19 protein-coding genes are annotated in these 24,838 nt (G+C 66.2%); 6 read left to right on the top strand and 13 right to left on the bottom strand.

Features of this window, described 5'->3' with window-relative positions; translation table 11 throughout:
* Position 1 precedes the first annotated feature (1 nt).
* From AC1VV3_RS18370 to AC1VV3_RS18315, 12 genes are all read right to left on the bottom strand, one after another.
* Positions 2-385, bottom strand: coding sequence for a hypothetical protein (locus AC1VV3_RS18370; protein WP_431567648.1), 384 nt, complete (start codon positions 383-385; stop codon positions 2-4).
* A gap of 229 nt (positions 386-614) precedes the next feature.
* The gene (locus AC1VV3_RS18365; protein ID WP_482963139.1) at positions 615-3,176 is read right to left on the bottom strand and encodes a TonB-dependent receptor; all 2,562 of its coding nucleotides are present in this window, start codon (positions 3,174-3,176) and stop codon (positions 615-617) included.
* A 459-nt stretch (positions 3,177-3,635) separates the two neighbouring features.
* Positions 3,636-4,775, bottom strand: a complete 1,140-nt coding sequence (locus tag AC1VV3_RS18360; protein WP_482963138.1) for an alpha-hydroxy acid oxidase — start codon at positions 4,773-4,775, stop codon at positions 3,636-3,638.
* Positions 4,760-5,440, bottom strand: a complete 681-nt coding sequence (locus AC1VV3_RS18355) for a Fe2+-dependent dioxygenase (RefSeq protein ID WP_465127051.1) — start codon at positions 5,438-5,440, stop codon at positions 4,760-4,762. The genes AC1VV3_RS18360 and AC1VV3_RS18355 overlap by 16 nt, the downstream gene beginning before the upstream one ends.
* 101 nt (positions 5,441-5,541) lie before the next feature.
* On the bottom strand, positions 5,542-7,947 hold the full coding sequence (locus AC1VV3_RS18350) for a TonB-dependent receptor (protein WP_314466543.1): 2,406 nt from the start codon (positions 7,945-7,947) through the stop codon (positions 5,542-5,544).
* A 125-nt stretch (positions 7,948-8,072) separates the two neighbouring features.
* Positions 8,073-9,092, bottom strand: coding sequence for an FAD:protein FMN transferase (locus tag AC1VV3_RS18345; RefSeq protein WP_465127049.1), 1,020 nt, complete (start codon positions 9,090-9,092; stop codon positions 8,073-8,075).
* 17 nt (positions 9,093-9,109) lie between these two features.
* Positions 9,110-9,994: a DUF4198 domain-containing protein gene (locus AC1VV3_RS18340; RefSeq protein WP_465127048.1), complete on the bottom strand. Its 885-nt coding sequence runs from the start codon at positions 9,992-9,994 to the stop codon at positions 9,110-9,112.
* A gap of 57 nt (positions 9,995-10,051) precedes the next feature.
* Positions 10,052-10,555, bottom strand: a complete 504-nt coding sequence (locus AC1VV3_RS18335) for a DUF2271 domain-containing protein (RefSeq protein ID WP_465127047.1) — start codon at positions 10,553-10,555, stop codon at positions 10,052-10,054.
* Between the two features lie 15 nt (positions 10,556-10,570).
* Positions 10,571-11,350, bottom strand: a complete 780-nt coding sequence (locus tag AC1VV3_RS18330) for a PepSY-associated TM helix domain-containing protein (RefSeq protein WP_465127046.1) — start codon at positions 11,348-11,350, stop codon at positions 10,571-10,573.
* Between the two features lie 237 nt (positions 11,351-11,587).
* A complete protein-coding gene (locus AC1VV3_RS18325; RefSeq protein ID WP_482963137.1) occupies positions 11,588-13,102 on the bottom strand; it encodes a glycoside hydrolase family 27 protein in 1,515 nt (504 codons plus the stop codon).
* 56 nt (positions 13,103-13,158) lie between these two features.
* Positions 13,159-14,577 carry an amino acid permease gene (locus tag AC1VV3_RS18320; RefSeq protein ID WP_134095591.1) on the bottom strand — a complete coding sequence of 473 codons (1,419 nt, stop codon included), beginning with the start codon at positions 14,575-14,577 and terminating at the stop codon, positions 13,159-13,161.
* Between the two features lie 20 nt (positions 14,578-14,597).
* The gene (locus AC1VV3_RS18315) at positions 14,598-15,254 is read right to left on the bottom strand and encodes a GntR family transcriptional regulator (protein ID WP_132265838.1); all 657 of its coding nucleotides are present in this window, start codon (positions 15,252-15,254) and stop codon (positions 14,598-14,600) included.
* A gap of 264 nt (positions 15,255-15,518) precedes the next feature.
* On the opposite strand from AC1VV3_RS18315, the gene AC1VV3_RS18310 reads away from it, so the two are divergent.
* Entirely contained in the window at positions 15,519-16,739 is a 1,221-nt protein-coding gene (locus AC1VV3_RS18310; protein WP_465127044.1) for an NAD(P)/FAD-dependent oxidoreductase, read from the top strand.
* A 12-nt stretch (positions 16,740-16,751) separates the two neighbouring features.
* Positions 16,752-17,942, top strand: a complete 1,191-nt coding sequence (locus tag AC1VV3_RS18305) for a M24 family metallopeptidase (RefSeq protein ID WP_314466536.1) — start codon at positions 16,752-16,754, stop codon at positions 17,940-17,942.
* Between the two features lie 15 nt (positions 17,943-17,957).
* Here the strand turns inward: AC1VV3_RS18305 and AC1VV3_RS18300 are convergent, their stop codons facing one another.
* Positions 17,958-19,730: an SLC13 family permease gene (locus AC1VV3_RS18300; protein WP_132265832.1), complete on the bottom strand. Its 1,773-nt coding sequence runs from the start codon at positions 19,728-19,730 to the stop codon at positions 17,958-17,960.
* A gap of 270 nt (positions 19,731-20,000) precedes the next feature.
* Here AC1VV3_RS18300 and AC1VV3_RS18295 point away from each other — a divergent pair, with 270 nt between their 5' ends.
* The 4 genes from AC1VV3_RS18295 (at position 20,001) to AC1VV3_RS18280 (ending at position 24,827) form a co-directional block, all read left to right on the top strand.
* Positions 20,001-21,722 carry a GGDEF domain-containing protein gene (locus tag AC1VV3_RS18295; RefSeq protein WP_465127043.1) on the top strand — a complete coding sequence of 574 codons (1,722 nt, stop codon included), beginning with the start codon at positions 20,001-20,003 and terminating at the stop codon, positions 21,720-21,722.
* 116 nt (positions 21,723-21,838) lie between these two features.
* A complete protein-coding gene (locus AC1VV3_RS18290) occupies positions 21,839-23,440 on the top strand; it encodes a tetratricopeptide repeat protein (protein WP_465127042.1) in 1,602 nt (533 codons plus the stop codon).
* A 101-nt stretch (positions 23,441-23,541) separates the two neighbouring features.
* Positions 23,542-24,066, top strand: coding sequence for a Csu type fimbrial protein (locus tag AC1VV3_RS18285; protein ID WP_465127041.1), 525 nt, complete (start codon positions 23,542-23,544; stop codon positions 24,064-24,066).
* Between the two features lie 35 nt (positions 24,067-24,101).
* On the top strand, positions 24,102-24,827 hold the full coding sequence (locus AC1VV3_RS18280) for a fimbrial biogenesis chaperone (protein ID WP_465127040.1): 726 nt from the start codon (positions 24,102-24,104) through the stop codon (positions 24,825-24,827).
* Positions 24,828-24,838: the final 11 nt, after the last annotated feature.

The following is a 24,838-nucleotide window of genomic DNA, read 5'->3' as shown; positions in this document are numbered from 1 at the left end:
GTCAGGATGGGCTTTCGGTGAGCGCTCTGGCCCGGCGGGTCTGCTTGAGCGTCAAGGCGACCATGATCCGCGTCGAGCGGATCGCGAGATCCAGCAAGCGACCGCGCGGCTCTTCGCAGGGGAGGGCGGCGGCGCGGGTGGCCGGTCCTTCCAGCAGAGCCACCATCAGCCGTTCGTCCGAGGAGAGGCTATGCGACCTGCCCACCCGGAACGGGCGGCCGAGCGCGCCTTCGAACAGGAGGCAGAAGCTGTCGATCACCGGCGCCAGCACGACGCAGTCCAGCGTGTCCAGGCACGAGGCGAGGGACGGCTGTGTGGGGCGATCCTGTCCGCGAGCGTGCCGCCAGCACCGCGCCGCATCGACCAGCACGCTCGGTGGCAGCATGGCCGAGAGGTGAGCAGGTGCGAGCGGAGCAGGTGCAGGCCGGATTGGTGAAGGCCGGATTGGTGAAGGAAAGTGGAAGGTCATCGTCAGGCACTCCAGATCGCCAAATCAATGCTATTGCAAATCATTCGCAAATACCAGCCTTAACTTTCCCTTCCCGATGTCGTTCGCTTCGGGCTTCGATCCGGCGAGGCGAAGGCGGCGGATCGGGCCGCCTTCGCCTCGCCGTTCAGAACCGGGTGTTCCCGCCCGAGCGCTGCTGGCCTCCAGGAGGTCCCGTGAAGAAGAGCTTGCGGAATGTGATCTGGAAAGCCCGGCCTACCGGGTCGAGGTAGTAAGGCGAATAGGCCAGCGGCGTATTGCCGTTGCCGTCCCGCACTTTCTGGCGCGCATCGAACAGGTTGGCGACGGAGAATGTCACCCGCGCCCCGCGCAGGAAGGGTATCTTGTCCACCAGCTTGGGCTGCTGACCCAGGTCTGCAAAGAGGCGCAAGTCGAACTTGGCGAAATCCTCGAAGCGGAGTTGGGTGGTGGGATAGCCGTCCACGCCGTCGACCGTGGTGCCGCTCTGCCAGCTGCCGGTGAGGCGCAGGCCCAGGCCGCTCTGGGAATAGCCGCTCTGAAGTTCCAGCTTGTGGCGCGGCGTGCCGCCGCTGCTGGCGCCGATCGTGCCGCCGTCGAGCAGATCGATCTCGGGTTGCCCTTCGCGCAGCACGACGCGGTCCGAGAAGACCCAGGTGTGATAGAGCGAGAACGTCAAGCGTCCGCCGCGTCCGCCGCCACCGCCGAACCCGCCGCCGCCGAAACCACCGCGACCGCCGAAACCACCGCCGCCCGGGCCGCGTCCTTCGCCGCCACTCCGCCCTTCGCCGCCGCCGGCCTCCGTCCCGCCGCTGTTGCCGGGAGCGCTCGCCGCTGCATCGGGCGAGGCGCCGCCCGGCGCGTCACGCCCGGCTGCGGCGGTGTCGCCCTCGCCGGGCGGCGGCGGCGGCGCGTCGTTGTCACCCCCGCGGCGACCGGGAAAGCCGTTCGGGAAGCGCTTGCGCATGCTTTCGCGCATGGCATCGATCTGCGATTGCGGCGTCTTGAGCGACTTCGTGAAGGTGATGCCCATGCGCAGCTGGGACTTGTCCTCGCTGGCGATGTTGATCGGTCGCAAGTCCACGGCGACCAGTTCGCCGTCGGCATCGCGGGCGAAGCGTTCGGGGAAGGCCGCGACCACGGCCGGGGTCGCGCCGGGCAGGGCGGTCACCTGATTGCGCTGCCAGGTGCGATTATAGTCGAGGTTGAGCGTGATGTTGGGATCGTTCAGCCGGAACGTCCCGCCCAGTCTGAAATTGCGCATGCCCGCCGCCTTCAGGTCGGGATTGCCGCCGGTCACTGCCGTCACCCGCACGGATTCGCCGCGCGTATAGTCGAAGATGTCGACATTGGCCGTAGTGATAACGGCGCCGCCGAGCTGTGCGGCCGTGGGGGCGTTCTGGTCGTCGCGGTAGCTGGCGATCAGGCTGAACTGGCTCGTGGGGTTCCAGGTCAGGCCGCCGCCGAACGTGCGCAAGGTCCCGAAATCGCCGATCTGGCGCACGGCGGCATTGGCGTTGAGCGAGATCCGGCCCGCACCCGGGAACAGCGGCACGGCGCGGCTGCTGAGCGGAATGTCGATGTTGATGGAGGCCTCGCCCTGGTCGCGGCCGACGCTGGTGGGCTGGGAGATGCCGAGGCGGGTCACCGTGCCGTCCGAACGGTCGAGATTGCCGCCCAGTTTCATCGTCGTGTTCACGGCGCCCGCGGGCAGTTGCAGGGGCGAGGTGGTGGCGACGAGGTTGAGTTCGGCGCTGTCGGTGGAATTGCGCGTCTGGTTCACCGGCAGGAAGTCGAGGAATTCCCCGGCGACCGGCAGCGAGGGATCGGCCAGCGGATCGCCCGCGGCTACGGCTGCAGCATAGTCGGCCAGGTTCAGCGGCCGCTGCTGGATCGAGCGGGTGTCGCTGTGGTCGTAGTTGCCGATTACGCTCCACTGCCATTTCTGGGTGGTGCCGTTCAGTGTCAGCCCGAGGTGGCCGGTCTGGGTGCTGTTGCTGTTGCGCAAGGGCGAAAGCCCGTCGACGGTCGGCAGGAAGGTCTCGTCCGCGGTGCCGCTGGCATAAGGGCTGCCGCCGGGGATAGTGACGTTGGGCACCGCGCTACCGCGCAAAGCCTGGGTGTCGGTGGTGGTGGCCTCGCCGTTGAGCGTGGCGATCCAGACATGGGATAGCGGCTTGGCCCAGGTTCCGGTGAGCGTCAGCGCTTCCGATTCCGGGCGAAGCGTGCGGTTGTTGCCGTCGCCGCCGCTTGTGGCCAGGCCGCGCTGGGCCTCGGTGATCGGATTGGCGTGCGAATAGTTGGCGTCGATATTGACGCGTTCGCCGCGGCGGATCGCCAGGAAATCGCCCTTGGTATTGACGCCCAGGCCGTCCCCCTGGGTGCCCAGCTTGCCGCCGCCTTCGACGGCGAAGGCGCGGAAACGCTGCCGCAGGATGATGTTGACGACCTTCTGAGTGGCCGAATAACCGTACTTGAGGGCCACTTCCTCGGGCAGGATCTCGACGCGCTGGATCGCCTCGGTCGGGATCGTTCCAACTTCGCGGAAGCTGGCGATGCGACGGCCTTCCAGCAGCACGACCGGCGCACCGCCGCCCGCGCTCTCGGTTTGCGGCGCCAGTTCTTCGAGCAGCTCGGTGACACTGGAAACACCCAGGGCGCGCACGTCGCCGGCATTGAAAGTCACTTCGGGCGCGATATCGCCGATCACCGAGCCGCGCGGTTTCTGCCCTGCGACGACGATCTCGAATTCTTCGCCGCTTTCTTCGGGGGCGGTGTGGACCGGAGCGCTCGTTACAGGAGCGCTCGTAACAGGGGCGCTCGTCGTGGGAGCATTCGCCGCAGGTATATTCGTCGCAGGTGTTTGTTGGGCCGGTGTGGACGTCGAATTCGCGGCAGTGCCGGAAGTCGATTGCGCATGAGCAGAGACGACAGGCCATGCCACCAGGGCGGCCGACGCCAGCAGACCGAAACGGAGTCGCACCACTTTCGTAATTCCCTCATCTTGTTTTGTTGCTGCCATGACAAAGTTCGCGCCCTTTGGGGCGTCTCAATTTGTATTAATTGGTGACAGCGCCGCACCACTTGCCGCCTCGCCTAACCGAGCGGCGGGGGTGGCATGCCTTTGCGGAGATTTACGGGAGATGAGTGGGCGCGGGAAAGCGCGGTATCACGCGCTGGAAAGGGTAATGACTCGCTCCCGCGTGATATCGGCAAGCCTGGGGCAGCCGAGCCCTGCCATGGTCACTTCCAGCTCGGTGCGCAGCAGGTGGATCGCATGGGCGACCCCCGGCATTCCGGCGACTGCCAGGGCGTGCATCTGCGGCCTGCCGATCAGCACGGAGCGGGCGCCGAGCGCCAGAGCCTTGACCATGTCCGTGCCCGACCGGAATCCGCCATCCACCAACAGCGGTATGCGGCCGTCCACCGCGGCCGCCACATCCTCGATCATGTCGAGCGCACTCGGCAGCCCGTCGAGCACCCGGCCGCCGTGGTTCGAGACGATCAGGCCGTCCGCGCCGAGGTCCACGGCGCGGCGGGCGTCTTCGCCCAGGACCATGCCCTTGACCAGGATCGGCAGGCGCGTCGCTTCGCGAAGCCAGGCCAGGTCCTCCCAGCGCGGCGCGGCATCGGCCAGCGGCGTGCCGAGCAGGATGCGCCCGCCTGGGGTGGCGGTATGGCGGGGCATCGGCATGCCGGCGAGGTTCGCCGCGGAGACCCCCGGCGGCAGGGTCATGCCGGAGAGCTTGATCGCCGCATCGATGGTGAGCACGATCGCTTCGTAACCGGCGCCTTCCGCGCGCCGGACCAGATCGAGGCTGTGGCGGCGGTCCGGCTGAAGGTAGAGCTGGAACCACAAGGGCGCTCCGTCCTTGCCGAGTTCCCCGGCGAAGGAACGGCCCGCTTCGGCAATCTCCTCCAGCGTGAAGCTGGCAAGCGTGCTGACGATCATGCCGGTGTCGAGCGCCGTGGCGGCGCGGACGACCGCCAGTTCACCGTCGGGATGGGCCAGGCGCTGATAGGCCAGCGGGGCCAGCATCAGCGGGGCTGCGTGACGGCGTCCGAACAGGTCGAGCGCAGTCTCGCCGCCGCGCAGGTCCGCCATGGCGCGGGGGAGCAAACCCCGGCGGGCGAAAGCGGTGCGGTTGAGGCGCAGCGTCTGCCCTTCGCCCGAGCCTTCCTCCAGATGGCGCCAGGCCTCGACCGTGAAGTGATCGGCCGCGCGGCGGGCATAGTCGGCAAGGCTGCGCAAGTTCGCCGGGATCTGCGTCAAAGGCGGCAAGGGGCCCTCGCTCACGTCGAGGACCATTGGCGCAGGAGGTTGTGGTAGACCTGCGTGAGCGTGTCGACCGAGGCGTGTTCCGGATGATCGACGACGACGCCCTGGATCGCGCCGTCGAGTTCGAGCAGCAGCCGGCGGCGTTCGGGCGAGGCGACGAAGCTCTGGGTCCAGAAGAACGAAACGAGACGCGTGCCGCGCGTCACCGGGGCGACGCGGTGCAGGCTGCTGCCGGGATAGACGACCAGGTGCCCGGCCGGCAGCTTGACGCTGTGGGTGCCGAACATGTCCTCTATCACCAGCTCGCCGCCGTCATAGGTCTCGGGGTCGCTGAGGAACAGGGTGCCGGAGATGTCACTGCGCAAGTGCTCGCCGGTGCCGGGGATCGGGAAGATCGCGTTGTCGACGTGGTTGCCGTAATGCCCGCGCCCGTCGTAGCGGCTGAAGCGGGGCTGGAGCACCCGCTGCGGCAGGGCGGCGGCGATGAACAGCGGCGTCTGCATGAGCCGCGCCAGCACGCGGTCGGCAAGTTGCTTTGCCAGGGGGTGGCCGAGCGGAAGCTGCTCGTTTTCCTTGACCTGCGCCGCGCGGTGACCGGCGGTGGCGCGGCCGTCCGCCCAATCGGCGCCTTCGAGTGTTGTGCGAATTTCGCGCACTTCCTGGGGCGAGAAAAGCTCTGGAATTTCGATGACCATGCGGCTTCTCTTGCCGAATTCCCGGGCGCTGGCAATCGCTGCGAATGAATTGCAGGAACCCGGCGGACGCCCGAAGGCGCCCGCCGGGCCGTTGGGACCTGTTACATCTTCGCGGTGAGGGTCAGCACTGCCGAGCGGGCGTCGCCGGGCGTGGCCCAGCCCACACCGTTGCCGCGGATGCGGGTGTAGTAGAGCTTGTCGCCGATGTTCTTGACGTTGAGCTGCGCCGAGAAGTTGGGCGAGAAGTCATAGGCCAGGTAGGCCTGGTGGATCAGGAAGTCGTCGGACTTGACGGCGCCTGCGGTCGGCGTTGCCACGGCTAGGACGAAGCCGTCCTGGTACGTGAGGCCGTAGCCCACGGTGAGGCCGAAGGGCAGGCGATAGGTGGTGAAGAGGCTACCCGAGTTCTTGGGCGTCTGCGGCAGGTACTGCCCGCCGCCCGGGTTCGGATTGGCGGGGCTGTTGGTGCAGGTTCCGGTTCCGGGGTTCGCGAGGCACGCATCGGAGACGGACTGCAGCAGCTTCGACTTGAGATAGGTATAGTTCGCCGTGATCGTCCAGGCCGGGGTAATCGTGCCCGAGGCGCCGAGCGCAATGCCGTCCACGCGCGACTTGCCATCGAGCTGCTGGTCGGGAACGGTCGGATCGCCGGAGATGACGGCGTATTTGTCGCGCTCGTTGCGGAAGGCCGAGGCGGTCAGCAGCAGGCCGCCGTCGAACAGCTCGCCCTTGACGCCGATCTCATAGTTTTTCGCCGATTCCGGATTGACGTTGCAGGTCGAGGAGGTCGCCCCGTTCTCGCCGGAATTCGTGCAGGCACCGTTGACCGAGTTCTTGGAGGGGGTGCGGGAATTGCCGTAGGCCGCGTAGATGCTGACGTCTTCGACCGGCTTGTAGTTCAGGCCCACGCGGTAGGAGAACAGCGTGTCGGCATTGCGGGTCCTGATGCCCGGCGTCACCTGGCCCTGGGTCACGGTCGCCGTGGTGGAGGGCGCTATCGCATCGGTGCGGGTGGTGCCCACATTGCGCTCCACGCGGGCACCCGCGCTGAGTTCGAACTTGCCCAGCTTCATCGTGTCGAACAGGTAGCCTGCGACGTTGGTCTGCTCACCCACGGTGTGGCCGGTCCGGATGAAATTGACCGGGCCCGTGTAGACATTGCTGCCATACGTGAAGTTCGCGGAGGCCGGACCGGCGATGACCTCGTTAGGATTGTCGATATTCATGAGCGGCAGGCGGGCGAAGGCAGCCGTGCCATCGGCATTGCGCAGGACATTGCCATTGTAGAGGTCGTACTTCTCCCAGGTCGCCGCGCCGCCGATGTCGATGGTGTGCTCGATCGCGCCGGTGTTGAACACCGCCTTGAGGTCGATCTGGTCGAACATCAGCTGGTTGCGGGTATCGCGCGTCGTGCCGCGCGGCCCGGTGGGATAGTAGTAGCCCGCCGGAACCGGTGTCGAGATCCCGGTGACCGTGCAGGCCGCGCCGGTCGGGGTCACGCCGCTGGCCAGGCACCAGGTGCCCTGCGGCGGATCGACTTGCGTCAGCTGGCGCGAATCCTGCCAGCGGGCAAGGTTGCGGACGGAGACGGTGTCGCTCACCTCATGCTCGAAGATCGCGGTGAGCTGGTCGACGTTGATGCGCTGCTTGTCGACATTGCGGAAGCCGAAATAGTCGCTGCGATGAACGCCCGGCAGACCCGATCCCGCGTAGTAGGGCACACCGTACTGGGGAATGTTCCGGTCTTCCTGGTGGTTGTATTGCAGCGTGAGGCTGGTCGGGCTGTCGATGCCGATCGTGACCGAGGGCGCCACGCCCCAGCGCTTGTAGTCCTCGACATCCCGGCCTGGCACGTCGTTGCGGTGCCACATGGCGTTGAGGCGGAAAGCCACGAGGTCGTTGACGCGCTTGTTGAGATCCACGGTGGCGCGATAGTAATTGTCAGTGCCGATCCCGGCCGTCGCCAAGTACGCATCGTCGGCCTTCGGCCGCTTGGTGACGATGTTGATGTTGCCGCCCGTCGAACCGGCGCCGGAAATCACCGAATTGGCGCCGTTCGTCACCTCGATCTGTTCGAGATTGTAGGAATCGGTGCGGGTGATCTGGGCGCTGTCGCGCACGCCGTCGACCGTAATGTCGTTGCTGGCGCTGTATCCGCGGAAGGTGATGTTGTCGCCGGGGCCGGTGCCGCCTTCGCCGGCGCCGAAGGTGATGCCGGGAACCGTCGAAAGGACGTCGCGCAAGGTGAGCAGGTTCTGCTGCTCGATCACTTCACCCGAAAGCACGGTGATCGTCTGCGGCGTGTCGAGGACGGGGCGGGTGCGCTTCGGCGATTCCAGCACGCGTCCGGGCTTCTCGTCGATTGCGGTATCGCTGACGGTCACGCCGCCCAGCACGCGCTGTCCATCAGCCTGCTGGGCCTGCGCGGCGGGGGCAAGAGCCGGGGCGATACACGAAAGCGCGAGGAAAGTGCGGCGCGCAGCCGCCGACGAAGGCTTGAAAGACATAATTCCCCTCATGACCGGATAATTCCGTTGCTGCTTCCGATAATGAGAGTCATTCGCATTCGCAATATGCTTTGTTACATTTGTATCGCTTTTGTTGCAAACGCGCCCCGGCGTTGGCTGACGCTTCAGGAAGGGGCGGTTTCGTTGTCGTCTACGATGAGTTCTTGAAGCGCCGGGCTGAGCCATTCCTGGATCCCATCGGCACTGCGGATCAACGCACGGACCGCAAGGTTCTGCCGCAAGGCCAGAGCGCGCATGGCCTCCGCAGGCTCGACGCAGAGCGCGGTCGCCCAGGCATCGGCGAGCATGGCGGAGCGATGGATGACGCTGACCGCCATGGCCGTCTCGACCGGAATCCCGGTGCGCGGATCTATCGTATGACGCCCGCGAACGTAGTCGCCCGATGTGGCGACGGCGAGTTGGTGCAGGGCGATGCGCAAAGGCGCGACCCCGGCTGCGGGCATCTCCAGGTCGACCCACCAGGGATCGCCGTCCGGCCGCAGCCCGGCGCCCACCAGCTCGCCGCCGATCTCGACGAGGAAATGGTTGCAACCCCGTCGCCGCAGGAGCGCGGCCAGCGCGTCGACGGCATAGCCCTTGGCGATGCCCGAGAGATCCAGACGCAGGCCGCCCGGTTGCCGGAGCCGCTGCCGATCGTGGTCGAAGTCCAGGCGGCGATAGCCCGAGAGCTGGCGCGCATGGGACAAGGCCTCGGCGGAGGGTGGTCCGGCGACCCCCACTGGCCCATGGCCCCAGAGATCGATGAGGCACCCGATGGCCGGATCGAAAGCGCCCGCGCAGACTTCGGCGACCGCCAAGGCCGCTGTCATCACGGCAGCGAAGTCCTGCGGCAGCGCGGTCCAGGTTCCGGCTGCAGAGCGATTGAAGTGGCCGAGCACGGAGTCCGCCCGCCAGTGGCTCATCTGCGCGAGAATGTCTTCAAGCCGGGCGGCAATGGCGGCGTCCAGTCCGGCCCGGTCGAAGCCGGCGGGAGCGGCGAGGCGCAGGCGCCAGTTCGTCCCCATCGTCTCTCCGGCGAGATCGACGACGGGAGCGTCCTGAAGCCAATCGGCCAGGCAGGCGGCGTCGATCTCGAGCGGAACGGCCAGGCGCGGGATCGTCCCCGCGCCTGGTGCGATCGGCATGGAAGCGTCGTTGCCGATCAGGGCGCGACGACTTCCACGGTGGCCGTGTAGCTCATCCGGCGCTCGCTCGCGCGCTTCTCGCTGGGCTTGGCGTCTGCGGCGCTGGCGTTGATCCAGTACATCCCGGCAACCGGCCACTTGACGTGTAGCACGCCGTCGGCGCCCGTCGTCAGTTCCTGCGCCTGCTCGGCTTCGCGGTACTTCTTGCTGCCCGGAACGACCGTGACTTTCACCCCGGCGGCGGGCTTGCCGTCGACCAGGAAGCGGAACTGGCCTTCTTCGTTGGAGACCAGTTCGTCGGGGTGCGTGATCGGCTCGATCTCGAGGCCCTTGCCGGTTGCCGTGAACACGGTCTTGGTGGGGGCGTCGGCGGTGACGTAAATGTAGTTGGCGGCAAGCGTCTCGACGAGCTTCACGTCGGTGGCATTGGCGGGGATGTCGGCGACATTCTCGACCCGCCGGGCAGGAGCGGCTCCCTGTGCGCCGGGGCCACCGGGGCCACCGGCACCGGGCGCACCCATCGGCCTGCCGCGGCCGCCGAGGCGCCATTCCTCGCCGTTCACCTTGAAGGTGCCCATCACGCCGGAGCGCTGAGTGCCGATCTTCCACGTTCCGGGCTTGTCGATTTTCACGTCGAAGGTCGAACGGTAACGCCCCGTGGCGGGGTTCTCGAGCTTGCCCACACTGCCGTCCGGTGCCCAGACGGTGACCTGGTCGGGGCTCATCGGGAAGTGATCGGGATAGAACAGGTCGTTGGAGACGGCGGCGTCCACGGTCACGTATTCATCGGTTCCCGCTACGGTGGTCGTGGACGGCAGAAGCCACTGACGATGGGCCGAGGCGGGCGAAGCGAGAACCGCAGCGACGGCGGCGGAGGCGATCAGGATATGGTTTCTACGCATTGAAAATCCTTGAAGATCGTATTCCATTATACTGGAAAATAGGGAAAATCGCGTTGATCAGCGTACCGTGACGGCACCCAGCTCGCTGCTGCCGGAGGCCGAGCCGCCCTTCTTTACGGGAACCGAAATCGGCACCGAAACGAGTTCGCGTCCGCCCGTCTCGCGCGCAGCTTCGACCTTGAGGACATAATCGCCGGGGGCAAGGTTGGCGGGGAGAGGGACCTGGTAGGTGCCCGGTGCGCGGGTGGCGCCGCTCAGGCCATCGGCGGGGAGTTGCATCGAGCGGCCGCCCTTGCGCCACCAGGTGCGCAAGTCGGCCAGCCACTTGGTGCCGGACTCGCGACCGGCCTTCTTGACGTCGTACCAGACGAAGACCGTTCGCGCGGCGCCTCCGGCGGCCGGCTCCAGCCAGCCGACCACGTAAGGCCGGTGGTATTCCGCGACCTTGACGCGCGGGATGGTGATGCTGACCGTGGCAGCAGCGGCCGGGGCGGCCATCGTGCCGGCGACGAGCGCCGGGGCCATCAGGGAAAGCGCGGGCATTACCTTCGATGTCGTCATCGGTGCCTTCTTGTCTCAGTGGATGAATATCAGGGCGATCGCGAGCGGGATCAGCAGGCTCAGCCCCACCAGCGGCCAGGTCGAGGGCCGATGCCTGGCGTGAAGCTGGAGCAGGAACAGGCCCGTCACCGTGAAGATCACGCAGGCCGCCGCGAAGAGATCGATGAACCAGAACCACACGGAGCCGGTGTTGCGACCCTTGTGGAGGTCATTCAGATAGGAAATCGCGCCGCGCCGCGTCACTTCGGCGGAAACGGTGCCGTTCGAACGGTCGATGCTGACCCAGGCATCGCGGCCCGGGCCGGGCATGGCGACATAGACCTCGTCTTCAGCCGACCAGTCCGCCGCAAAGCCCGAGGGATCGAGAGGAACGGCTGCCGCCACGGCTTTCGCCACCTCGGGGGGGAGTGCCCCGTTCCCGTCGCCCGGGGGCGGCAGGCGGCGCAGAAGGGAAGGTGCGATCTTGCCCTGGCTTTGCACGACTTGCGGTTCGGCGCCGATCGAGGCGGCGTGGTTGAGCGTGATCCCGGTGATCGCGAAAAGGAACATGCCGGCCAGCGAAACGGCCGCGCTTACCCAATGCCACGTATGCAACTGCTTGAGCCAGAAGGCACGCGCCTTCTTGTTTTTCTTCTTGCTCGAAGCGCTCTGCCGGGCAGGCTTCGTCGAGCGACCGGAAGATGCGTGCGACGCGGGCGAAGATGCTTTGCCGAGACCGTCGGAGGACGCCGGGTCCACTTTGTCCAGCACTTCGAGAGTTTCGCCCTGGCCGCCCAACTCGCTCGTTTCCCTCATGAAGAGGGGGCATGCGCGGCGATGCGAATATCGAATCCCGGCCCCCTCATGGCCGAGCCATTACTGCAAGTGCGAATGCCTCGCAATAACAAAGACTGCTGTGATGATGAGGATCGCTGCTGCGACCCTGGACCAAGGTGACATGCCGACCCACGCAAGGAGGACTTGCTCCTGCGCGGGTCGGCATGTCGATTTAGAAAGTCAGTTAGACACCAACCTGAACCAGCTGATTTAAAGTCATTGTTTAAAAGTCAGCATCACGGCGCCGCGGGGTGGAACCGTGTAGCTGGAGGGCAGCCTGGACGATTTCGCGCCGGTCCAAAGATCCTCGATTTGAGAAACGGTGGCAAGAGCGGCATCGGCCGGGGTAAGGGCCAGCGAAGCGGCGGTATCGCCGCGGTTGAACAGGGCCAGGGCGACCTGGCCATTGGCCAGCGGCTTGGCCCATACTTCCATGGAGCCCACTTTGCGCACGGCCTTGCCCTGTACGCCCTTGGCATCCTGGTCCACCGCGATGACGCGGCGATTGGTAAGCATGGCCAGCGTGGCGGCATCGGTTTCGCGCAAGTCATGGCCCATCATCAGCGGCGCGGCGGACATGGCCCAGAGTGTCATGTGAGTGCGATATTCGTCCGCCGACATCCCGCCATTGCCGACTTCCAGCATGTCCGGATCGTTCCAGCCATGCGGACCGGCCCATTCGGGCTTGCCGTTCTTGTCGAACCCGATCTTCGCCATCGTCGGATAGTCATCGGTAATGTCGCCCGTCGTGCGCCAGAGCTGTCCGCCAACATCGCGGCCCCAGCTGCCCACGTCGAAGCGGCCATATTCGCAGAGCGAGAAAATGAACTCGCGGCCCGTCGCCTGGAGCGCCGCGCCCATCTCATAGTAGCTGCGCTTCACGGTGTCCGCGTCGTCATAGAACCATTCGCCGGAGCACAAGTCGTACTTCAGGTAATCGAAGCCCCAGTCGGCGAACGTCTGGGCGTCGGTCTTGACGTGGCCGTAGCTGCCTTCGAAGCCAGCGCATGTGCGCGGGCCCTGCGAAGAGTAGATGCCGATCTTCAGGCCCTTGGAATGGACGTAGTCGGTCAGGGCCTTCATGTCCGGGAACTTGGCGTTGGGCTGGAGTACGCCATTGGCGTCACGCTTGCCTTGCCAGCCGTCATCGATGTTGACGTAGATGTAACCGGCATCGCGAAGGCCCGATGAAACCATGGCATCGGCCATGGCGCGCACGGTCTTGTCGTCGATATGTTCGGCGAACTTGTTCCAACTGCTCCAGCCCATCGGCGGGGTGGCGGCGAGCGGGCTGGGGATCGGGGCGCCGAGCGGTGGCAGTGCCGCGAACTGGAAGGCGCGGGCTTTCGCCTCGGCAGCCTTGCCGCGACGGCCCTTGCTGTCGACATCGGTTTCCCAGATCCGCCCCTTGAGGTGTGCCTGGCCGTCCTCCAGCGCGACGCTCCAGGGGCGGGTGAGGTGTTCCTTGTCGTTGAGGTTTCGGGCCTCGAACTTCAGCTCGCCGTTCTCGACGCGCGGGTTGATCATCTCGACCGGGCCGTACCACTTGGTGGTGACTTTGCCCTCGATCCTGCCGCCCCGGGAGGTGACTTCCATCATCGTCACGCCGGGCGTGGGCGGGGTATCGTCGAACACCCAGACACCGTCATAGGCGGTCTTCGCCAGGGCAGGCGAGGCAAGGGAAAGACTGGTGCCGAGAAGGGCAGCGGCCATGAAAAGGGCGCGTTTCATCGCGATCTCCTGGAGACTTGCAGGGAACTGTTGAGAAGGATTCGAGGTTTGCCGCGTCAGACGGTCGCGGCGGCTTCCCGGCCTGCCTCGCTGCGGCGACGACCGTAGAGGAAGTAGACCAGCAGGCCGATCACGTTCCAGGCACCGAAGCGGACGAGGGTGCTTTCGGGCAGGCTGAACAGCAGGTAGGCGCAGCCCAGGATCGTCAGGGTGCCGATAAGATAGGGCTGCGGGCAGCGGAACAGGCGGGTCAGTTCAGGCGAACGACGCCGCAGGATCATCAGGCAGGCACCGACCGAGATGAAGGCGATCAGCGTGCCGGCATTGGCCAGCTCCGCGATCTCGTCGAGCCGGAAGATGCCGGCGACGATGGCGATCGAAATGCCGGTCATCAGCGTGATGCGGGTCGGCGCACCGGTGCGGGGGCTGATCTTCGCGAGGCTGCGGGGCAGCAGGCCGTCACGGGCCATGACGAAGAACACGCGGCTCTGGCCATACATCATGACGAGGATCACCGAGGGCAGGGCGAGCACGGCGGCCAGCGCGATCAGGTGCGCGGCGACGGGCTGGCCGAGCTGGCGCAGGACGAGAGCCAGCGGCTCGGGCGAATTGGCGAGCTGCTGGAAGGGAAGGGCGCCGATGGCGGTGATGGCGACGGCCATGTAGATGAAGGTGCAGACCACCATCGAGCCAACGATGCCGATGGTCAGGTCGCGCCCGGGGTTCTTCGCTTCCTCGGCCGAAGTGGCGACCGCGTCGAAGCCGTAGAAGGCGAAGAAGACGATGGCGGCGGCCGCCATCACCCCGCGCTTCTGGCCTTCCACTTCGGTGCTGCCGAAGCCGTAGGGCATGAAGGGCTCCAGATTGCCGCCATGGAAGGCCGGCAGGGCCATGACGACGAAGATCGTCAGCGCCACGAGCTTGATGATGACCAGAACGATGTTGAGCGTCGCGCTTTCCCGCGTGCCGGCAATCAGCATGCCCATCACCGCCAGGGCCACCAGCACGGCAGGCATGTTGACGATGCCGCCGCCATGCGGGCCGACCAGCAGCGCGTGGGGCAGGTGAATGCCTGCCGACTCTATCCAGCCGACCAGATAGCCGGACCAGCCGACCGCCACCGTGGAGCAGGCCAGCGAATATTCGAGGATGAGGCTCCAGCCCACGATCCAGGCAATCGTCTCACCCATGGCGGCATAGGAAAACGTATAGGCGCTACCCGCGGCGGGGATCATCGTCGCCATTTCGGCATAGGCCAGCGCCGCGCAGGCGCAGACGGCCCCGGCGATCGCGAAGGCCAGGATCACGGCCGGGCCGGCACGCTCTGCGCCGACACCGGTGAGGGTGTAGATCCCGGTGCCGACGATCGCGCCGACGCCGAGTGCAATCAGGTGAGGCCAGCTCAGGGTCTTGGCCAGGGAATGCCCGGATTCGCGTTGTGAGAGTTTTTCTATCGATTTACGCGGTCCGAGCATGGATCCCCCTGGTTATGGTCTCAGCCTGTCTGGCTGGCGGTAAAATGAGCGCGCAAGTCGTCGAGCGTGCTGGCGATGTGCTGGGTGAGCAGTGTCTTCACCTGCTCCGCATCCGCGGCGAGCCAGGCGTCGAGCAGGTCACGGTGTTCCATATGCGCGCGGTCGCCGCGCCCGGCCGGTTCGAGGTGCGCGATGACATAGCGCTCCGCGAGCACTTCGAGGCGTTCGACGAGCTGCGTGGTCAGCAGGCGCTTGCCGGGGCGCACCAGCGAGACATGATATTCGCGGTTGCGGACGGCGACGTCGCTGAGATTGTCCTTGGCGGCCGCGTCGAGCACTTCGAAAGCCTTGACCGCGGCCTTGCGGTCCTCGTCGTCGGCCTGGGTGCAGGCATAGGCCGCGGCGGCCGGTTCGGTCGCGAGGCGCAGCAGGTAGATCTCCTCCGCCTGGTCGCTGGACATCGGGCGCACGAACCAGCCGCGATTGGCCTGGCTGGTCAGCAATCCCTCGTGTTCGAGCCGTGCCAGAGCCTCGCGCAGCGGTATCTTGCTGACGCCGAGTTCGGCAGCCAGGGCATCCTGCCGGACCGGCTCCATGACGGGGAGCTTTCCTTCGACGATCCTTTCGCGGATCACGTCGAAAATGCGTTCGGCAAGGGTGCGGACGACGATTGTCACCAGTGAATCTCCATACAGGTCTCGACGGCGCGAAACGCCGTCGATCTAACGTATACGGTAGATGATCGCCAATGGTGCTGCAATCGGACCTTTTCTGCCGAGCCATTGCCTTTTGTTAGTCCCGACCGGACACCGCCCCGGCGAACCGGGGGGCGGAGATTTCGGTGGATCGAGACGTTCATGGCGCGGTGCAAAGCCTTGTGCGAACGGGCGGTGATTGATATATGGTATACGATATAGTCTGACTTATGCAACGGAGTTTTTGTGGCGTCGATTGGAATTGTCGGTGGCGGGGTGGTCGGGCTTTGCGCGGGCATCGAATTGCTCGATGCCGGGCGCCAGGTTGCGATCGTCGATGACGACGCCGCCGGCGCGTCAGCCTCCTGGGGCAATGCCGGGCATATCGCGGTGGAGCAGGTGGAGCCGCTGGCCTCTATGAGCATGGTGCGCAGTCTTCCGCAGCGGCTGTTCCTGCGCGGCGGCCCCTTGGCCTTTCCTCCGTCGGCTCTGGCGCAGTGGGTGCCTTTCGGCTTGCGTTTGCTCTCGGCTGCTCGTCCCGCCAACTTCCGCAAGGGCTGTGAGGCTCTGGCGCCGCTGCTGGCCAGATCGATGCCGGCCTGGGTCGCGACCGCCGAACGCATCGGTGCACCCGATCTGCTGCGGCAGGACGGGCACTTCGTCGTCTGGCATGACGCGCGCGCCGCACGCGAGGGCCATGCTTCGTGGCAATCGTCCGAGACCGGCTCGGCCGAGGTCCACGCCGCCACGGAGGCCGAACTGGCGCTGCTGTCCGGCTTGACCGATCGACCGGCGGCCGGCGCGATCCGCTTTTCGGGAAGCGGCCAGATCGCCGATCTTGGAGAGTTGCGGCAGGCCCTGCGCAAGGCCTTCACCGATCGCGGCGGTATCCTCGTAGCGCAGCGCGGCGAACTGCGCCTTGCCGGCCAGAGGGTGGAGATCGGCGGGGTCGATGCCGATCAGGTGCTGGTCTGCGCGGGCGTGCGCTCACGCGAACTGATGGAGTACCTTGGCCACAAGGTGCCGATGATCGCCGAGCGCGGTTATCATGTCCGCGCCGATGCCAGCCGCTGGCCCGCGGATCTGCCGCCCGTGGTCTTCGAGGAGCGCTCGATGATCGTCACGCGCTATCGCGGCGCGGTTCAGGCCGCGAGCTTCGTGGAACTGGGCAAGGTCGACGCCCCTGCCGATCCGCGCAAATGGGAGCGCCTGGAGCGCCACGTTTCGGAACTGGGCCTGCCGATCGAGGGACCGTTCCGTCGCTGGATGGGTTGCCGCCCTACTTTGCCGGACTATCTTCCTGCCATCGGCCGCTCGACGAAGGCATCCAATCTCTTCTATGCCTTCGGCCATCAGCACCTGGGGCTTACACTGGCGCCGATCACGGCGCGGCTGGTCGCGGCGATGGTCGCAGGCGGGCAGCCGGAACTGCCGCTCGCGCCCTTCGACATCCAGCGTTTCGCATAAAGGAAGAATGACATGATTGGCGGATCGACCGCAGACATCGAACTGGCCGGCCTCACGGCCTGGGCCGACCGCGCCCCGGCCATCGCCGTGCCGGAGCGCGAGGCGCGGATGGAGCGCGCCCGCGAACTGACCGACCGACTGGGCGCCGATGCACTGCTCGTCAATGCAGGCGCCTCGCTGCGCTACTTCTCGGGGCTGCCCTGGGGGCAGACCGAACGCCTGGTGGCCATGATCGTGGCGCCCGGTCGCCAGCCGATCATGATCTGTCCGCATTTCGAGATCGGTACCCTGGAGGCGGATCTGGCGATCCCCGTGGACATCCGCTCCTGGCAGGAAGACGAGGATCCGGTCGCGCTGGTGGTCGGCGTCCTGGCCGAACTGGGCGCGAAGACGGTGGCGATCGATCCTGAACTGCCGTTCCATTTCGCCGAGCGCATCCGCCAGGGCAGCCCGGCCCGGCCGGTCGACGCCATGCCGGTGATAAAGCAGTGCCGCATGGTCAAGTCGGCCGCGGAACTGGCGCTGATGCAGCAGGCGAAGAACATGACGCTGCTGGTCCATCAGGCTGCAGCCCGCATCCTGCGCCCCGGTATCCGGCAGAGCGAAGTGGTCCACTTCATCGATGCGGCGCACCGCAAGCTCGGCGCCAGCGGCTCCAGCTTCTGCATCGTCCAGTTCGGTGAAGCGACGGCCTATCCGCACGGGCTTCCGGGCGACCGCGAGCTTCAGGAAGGCCAGCTCGTGCTGGTCGATACCGGCTGCACCATCCAGGGCTATCATTCCGACATCACCCGCACTTACGCGTTCGGCGCGGTTTCCGACGAGATCCGCCGCATATGGGATATCGAAAAGGAGGCGCAGCAGGCCGCCTTCGACGCCGTGCGTCCCGGCGAGCCTTGCGAGTCGGTCGATTATGCCGCCCGCTTGGTGCTCGAAAAGGCGGGACTTGGCCCCGACTACGCCCTGCCGGGCCTGCCGCACCGCACCGGCCACGGCATCGGGCTCTCGATCCACGAGCCGGCCTACCTCGTGCGCGGCGACAAGACGCCGCTGGAGCCCGGCATGTGCTTCTCGAACGAGCCGATGATCGTCGTTCCGCAGAAGTTCGGGGTGCGCCTGGAAGACCACATGTACGTCACCGAAACCGGCGCGCAGTGGTTCACCCGGCCGCAGGTCTCGATCGACCGTCCTTTCGCGGCGTGAGGAGAGTGGCTGCGGTCACAGCGGCCAGCAATACATGATGAGGGGCGTCCCCAGCAGGAGCACGAGCACCGAAAGGGGCGCCCCCAGCCGGGCATAGTCGCCGAACCGATAGCCGCCCGGCCCCATTACCAGCGTATTGCACTGGTGGCCGATCGGCGTGAGGAAATCGCATCCCGCGCCGATCGCCGTGGCCATCAGGAAAGCGTCGGGCCGGTAGCCGAGGTCCTTGGCGAAGACGGCCGCGATAGGCGCCACGACCAGGACCGTCGCGGCATTGTTGAGGAAGGGCGTCACCGCCATCGAGGCGGCGAGCACCATCGCCACGGCGCCCCAGGGCGGCATATCCCGTGCCAGGTGCGAGAGTTCGGTGGCCAGAATGTTCGAGGCGCCGGTGGTCTGCAGCGTTTCGCTGACCGGGATCAGCGCCCCCAGCATGATGAGGATCGGCCATTCTACGGCCTCGTAGGCATCGTTCACGGGCAGTGCCCCGGTGATGATCACGGCGCCCGCTGCGGCGAAGAACGCCACGGCCACCGGCACAAGCCCGAGCGCCGTGGTGAGCATCGCCGTGGCCAGGATGACAAGGGCCAGCCAACTGCTGCGATTCATGCCGAGCCGGATCTGCCGCTGCGCCAGCGGCAGGACGCCGAGCTGGCGCAGGCGGCCGGGCATCTCGCTGAGCACGCCCTGAAGCACGATGACATCGCCGGCCTGGATCACGACATTGCCCGGCTTGTTGCGCAGGATTTGCCCGCGCCGGGAAATGGCCACGAGGCGCAGGCCCATCCTCTCCTTCAGCATCAGCCGTCCCGCGGTGCTGCCCACGAAGGCGGATTCCGCCATGATCACGCCTTCGATCACGCCGATCTCGTCTCGGGCGCCGGCATGTTCGTCGTCGTCCTCGTGATCGTCGAGCGTGAGCTGCGAGCGGGCGATGGCGCGTTCCAGGGCGTCTGGATCGCCGGATAGGATCAGCACGTCGCCTTCGACTATGTGCATGGCCGGATGGACGTCGCCGCGCAGTCCCGAACGCAGGACGGCGGTGACTTCGATTTCGTTGTCGTGACTGGCAGTGAAATCCTCGATGGTCTCGCCGATGGCCTTCGATTCCTCCGAGACGGTCGCCTCGGTGGTGTAGTCGGAAATGTTCAGCGCTTCGCCCATGGTCGCGGCGGCGCGGCGGTCGGCCGGGACGAGGCGGTAACCGAAGCGCAGGAACAGCAGGCCCATCACCAGCATGCCCAGGCCGGTGGGAAGATAGTCGAACATGCGGAACGGTTCGCCGGTCATTTCCTCGCGCACCCGGCTGACGATGATGTTCGGCGAAGTGCCGATCATCGTCGTCAGGCCGCCCAGCAGCGAGGCGAAGGCCATCGGCATCAGGAAGCGCGAAGGGTTGGTCTTGCTGCGCCGCGCGAGCTGGGACGCGGCAGGCATCATCATCGCCAGCGCGCCGATGTTCTTGATGAGGCCCGACGCCACGCCGACGGCCGAAGTCAGCACGAACAGCTGCGAGCCCGGCTTGTGTACCCATTGGCTGACGAGCGTGACCGCACGCTCCACCAGCCCGGTCCGCTGCACGGCCGCCGAGAGCACCAGCGCCGAGGCGATGATGATGACGATATCGTCCGCGAAGCCGGTAAACGCCTTTTCCGGTGGCACCAGCCCCAGCGCAAGCGCCGCCATCAGGGCTATGATCGCCGTGACGTCGTAGCGGAAACGACCCCAGATGAAGAGAATCATCATGCCGCATAGGGTGGCGACGGAAAGCCACTGGTTCAGGGTCATTCTATCTCGCTTTGGTTCGGCCGGTCGTCCGGTACAGACGCTAAATGCTCGAAAGCGCAGGCGGTGCCGCATGACGGATCGGCCTTGGCGATATGGCGCAAGGAGGGTGAGGGCCCAGGTCATTTCCGAAGCCGGAACGCAGCAGTCCAGCGTCATCGGCGGAGGCTGACAATTAGCCGAACCTGGTTAATCCGGTAACCTTGTTGAAGGCGCAAATGTGCCATAGGTCGCGGCGCAATGGTTTGCGACTCGCCCTTTTTGCGCTTTTTTATGCGTACCTTGACCCTCCTTTGCGCCGTGGCGGCCATGGGATGGACAAGCGCGGCGTCGGCCGAGGTGCTTCGTATCGGCCATCCCCTGTGCCATGCCGTGAGCCCTGCCGTGCCGGGCAGCGATGCCATTCCCGAAAATTTCGCCTGCGACGGTCAGCCCGAGGGGTACCAGAAGGGCACGCTCTGGCTTCATGCGCTCCTCCCGCCGGGGGCGGACGAGCGCGACGATCTTTCGCTGATCATTCACAGCTCCCGGTTCGACCGACTGGTCGTCTACTTCTCCTATGCCGATGGCGCGATCGAGCGACAGGATGTGCGCAGCGGCGATTTCGGCACGCACTGGCGCGCCGGCGGTCAGCTGGCCTTTCGCGCGCCGCACCGCGACGTGCCGCTGGTCGGCGTGACCATGCGTTTCGACAAAGTGGCGAGCGCCGGGCTTCTGCGGATGCGCCTGGTCGGACGCGGCGAAGAGAGCACGCAGACTACCGGCCTTGCCACGTCGATCGGTGCCGCGCTGGTGCTGCTCCTGGCGGGGGCGATCTACAATGCCTCGCTGGCGGTGGCGGTGCGGCGGCAGTTCTCGGCATGGCAGGCGGGCTGGGCGGCCTGCATGATCCTTTGGGGCGGCTGCTGGTCGCAGCTCCACCTGTTCTTCTTTCCGCGCATGGCCGGCGCGCTTTCCTCACAGATCTGCACGGGCCTGTCGTGCCTGGCGATCTGTCTGGCGACGCTGAGCGCCGTCACCGCGCTTGACAGCCATAGCGTCAACCGCTGGCTGCGGCGCGCCGCACTCTGGCTGACGGGCGGGGTTGCCGCGCTGGGCCTGCCGCTCTCGCTCATGCGCTCCGGGCCGATCGAGACACTCGGCAGCCTGCTGGGGGTGCTGATCCTGGCCAACCTGCTTGCGGTGGCCTGCTGCATCGGCCAGGCCTGGAGGCGCGGAAGCGCCGAGGCGCGCAGCTTTGCAGGCGCCTGGTCGGTGCCGATGCTGGTGCTCGCCTCCACCGAATTCGTCGACACGGACAGGATGTTCTGGGGCGGCGGATCGCAGATCCTCGTGCTTTTCGCCGCAGCCTGGCAGACGCTCTGGCTCTCGATCGCGGCATCGCGCTCCCATGCCCGCCTGCGGATCGAGCGCGACATGGCGCGCCGCGCGGAAGCCCAGGCCCAGGAACTGGCGCGCCGGGATGCGCTGACGGGCCTGCCCAATCGGCGCGGCTTCATCGAACGGGTCGGCACTGTGCTCGAAACCTCGCAGGAGCAGGGGCAGGTCGTGGGTCTGCTGCTGATCGACGTGGACTGGTTCAAGTCGATCAACGACGTCTACGGCCATGAGGCGGGAGACGTGGTGCTCGCAGCAATCGCGCGGCGCATCGCGCCTTACGAAAGCCCCAGTTGCACGGTCGCCCGCCTTGGCGGCGAGGAATTCGCGGTCATGGTCGCCGGGCTAGAGGGTTTCGCGCTGATACGCTTCGCCGAGACGCTGCGCCAGGAGATCTCCGCTTGCGAGCACGGCGATCTCATCGGCCAGCGCAAGGTCACGGTCAGCATCGGCATCGCGGAAGCCTCCACGGGCGGCGATTTTCGCTCGCTCTATCGCCTGGCGGACGAGGCGCTCTATGAAGCGAAGCGACAGGGCCGGGACCAGGTCGCCATTCGCCTGCTGGACGAACCTGAGCCCACAGCAGACGATCTCGGCCAGGTCGCGCTCGGCAGTTGAGCCGGCGCCGCGCAGCCGATGCTGTTCAAACCGGATCCATCGCCGCTTGCATGCCTTCGACGGGTCGGTAAATAACCCACGGATATTACCGGGGGGTGATTCAAGTAATGCGATCGATGATCATGGCCTGTCTGCTGGCCCTGTTCCTGTTTCCGGGCGCGGCGCGCGCGGAATGGCTGGAAGCATCCAGCGACCATTTCGTCATTTATGCCGAGGACAACGAGCGCGACTTGCGCAAGTTTTCCGACCAGCTCGAACGCTACCACGCCGCGATGGCGCTGCTGTTCCACGTCAAGGCGCCGCCGCCCAGTCCATCGAACCGGGTCACGGTCTATGTCGTGGGCAGCGAGCAGGCGGTCAGGAAGATCTACGGCGCCAACAGCAAGTACATCGGCGGTTTCTATCTTCCGCGCGCCGGTGGATCGCTGGCGATCATACCCCGGGTCGATGCCGCGAAAAGCACCACTGACGGGTCGATGACCACACTGCTTCACGAATATGCCCACCACTTCATGATCTCGGCCACGGCGATGCAGCGGCCGAAGTGGTTTACGGAGGGCGCGGCGGAGTTCTTTTCTTCCAGCAGCTTTTCGTCGGACGGCAGCATGGTGGTGGGCCGCCCGGCGCTTCACCGTGCCGGGGAACTGTTCTACGCGCCCGACGTCAAGGTGGCCGATCTTCTGGATCCGACCGCTTACGACAAGCGCACTCATCGCAACTATGACGCATTCTACGGCAAGAGCTGGCTGCTCTATCATTACCTGACCTTCGACCCGTCCCGCCAAGGCCAGTTCTCGCGCTATCTTCAGCTGCTCGATCAGGGGAAGGGGCAGCGCGAAGCCGCAGCCGAGGCCTTCGGCGATTTCGAAAAGCTTGAGAAGGATGTCGAGCGCTACCTCATGCGCCCGAAGATGAGCGCTCTGCCGATAGCAGGGGACAGGCTCATCGTCGGCCCGATCACCGTACGCAGGCTGACTGCTGGCGAAGCCGCCATCATGCCGGTGCGGATCCGGTCCAAGCGCGGCGTGGACGAGGACAGCGCCAAGAGCGTGGTCGCCGAGGCCCGGGCCATCGCTGCCCAATATCCGCGCGACGTCGCCGTGCTGGGTGAACTCGCCGAAGCCGAATATGACGCGGGGAACGACAAGGAAACGATTGCCGCGGCCGATGCGGCCCTGGCGGTCGATCCGTCGCAGACGAATGCCTACATCCAGAAAGGCTATGCGCTGTTTCGCGAGGCCCAGGACACGGATGGAGACAAGGCGCTTGCCTATCGCCGTGCCCGGGCGCCGTTCGTGGCGCTCAACAGGCTGGAGAACGATCATCCCTTGCCGCTGATCTATTATTATCGCAGCTTCGTGGAGCAGGGGGAGCAGCCCCCGAAATTGGCCATCGACGGGTTGATCCATGCCGTGGAACTGGCGCCTTTCGATTTCGGCCTGCGCATGAACCTGGGCTGGGCGCTGATCCGCTTGGGGCGCGTTGATGATGCCAAGATCATTCTGGCGCCGGTGGCCTTCAATCCGCACGGCGGCGGCATGGCCCAGCGCGCCACGGAAATGATCGCGCGGCTGGACAAGGACCCCAGCTGGAAGGGCCCCGAAAGCAGTGCCGGTCTCGATGACGATGGCGAAGACGGAGAAGGCGAGGATTCCGGCGGCGCATCGAAGCCCGGGGCAAGCACACCCAAGGGGGCGACAGCGCCCGCCGGATCGTGAGCCGCGCGCCTTCGATCTGAAGCAAGTCCTACCGGGAACTCCGCAAAAGCCGAAATGCCGGCCCCACGGATTCTCAAGGGCTTTCCAATAGATGCGTCCTCATGAACAAGGACCGCATCTCACTTCGCCGAGGAGCCGGCGCCGCTGCGGCAGCATTCGCGGCCGTGCTCGCTTCCTCGATTTCGACCAATGCCTTCGCGGCGACGGCCACGGCCCCCATGGCCGTGACGGCCACGGTGCAGTCTGCCTGCATCGTCGCCGTCACCCCGCTGGCCTTCGGGGCCTATGACCCCACATCGGGTTCGGCCAAGGACGGCACCAGCACGATAACGGTGACCTGCACCAGCGGCACGTCCTTCACGGTGGGACTGAATGGCGGATCGACCAGCGGCGCCACGGTCACGACGCGCCAGATGGTCAATGGCGCCAGCCGCCTGAACTACGCCCTCTATAGCGACGTCAGCCATTCGACCAACTGGGGCAACACCCCTGGCGGCGACACGCCGACTGCCACCATGGCCACCGCGGTGCCGAGCATTCTCACCGTCTATGGCCGTGTCGGCGCCTCCCAGAACGTCCCGGCGGGGGCCTATACCGACAGCGTTACCGTCACGGTCAATTATTGACGATGAACCCCGCCCCGTCCCGGTACCGGCGTCTCTTGCGGCGGATTCTGGCTGCGCTCGCCCTCGCGGCAGGACTGTTCGCGTCGGGCTCATCCGCGGTCGCCAGCGCCTTGCGGGTAACGCCGATCCGGATCGAGTTGCAGCCGGACAAGCGGTTCTGCGCCCTGACCCTGGCCAACGACGGTGACCTTCCCGTCAGCGTGCAAGTGCGCGGCTTTCGCTGGTCTCGCGGCGAGCAGGGCGAAGACCTGCTAGAACCCGTGGCCGGGTTTTCGATCAATCCCACGATCGTCACCCTGGCGGGACAGGAAACCCGCCTGATCCGGTGCAGTCTGCCGGTGGCCGAAGGGCCGGCGGAGCAGACGTGGCGCTTGTTGTTCGACGAACTCGCCACGCCTGACACGCCCGTCGGGCCGGGTGAAATTCGCACTCTTCTTCGCATCAGCGTGCCGATTTTCCGGGCGCCGCGCGGCGCCGAACCCGCGCTGGACTGGACTTTCCGGCACGATCCCGGTGGCGGGATTGCGGCCGTGATCGTCAATCGCGGCCAGCGTCACGTCAGGGTGCTGTCCATCTCCATGACGGCGACTTCGGGCGAGACAGTCCGTCTCGACCGCGGCGGCTACATCCTTGCGGGCGGCCGCCTCGCCTTTCCACTACCACCTTCGTTCCCCGTCTCGATTGCGGAACTCCGGGTGCAGACGGATGAAGGAAACCTCATTCCGACCCGGCTCGCCGAAGCGACCGGCACGGGCCAGTGAGGGCCAGCCGG

This window comes from Novosphingobium sp. BL-S-34, assembly GCF_056857015.1.
Note: the sequence above shows the minus strand (reverse complement) of the source record. Positions and strands in the feature narration are given on the sequence as shown.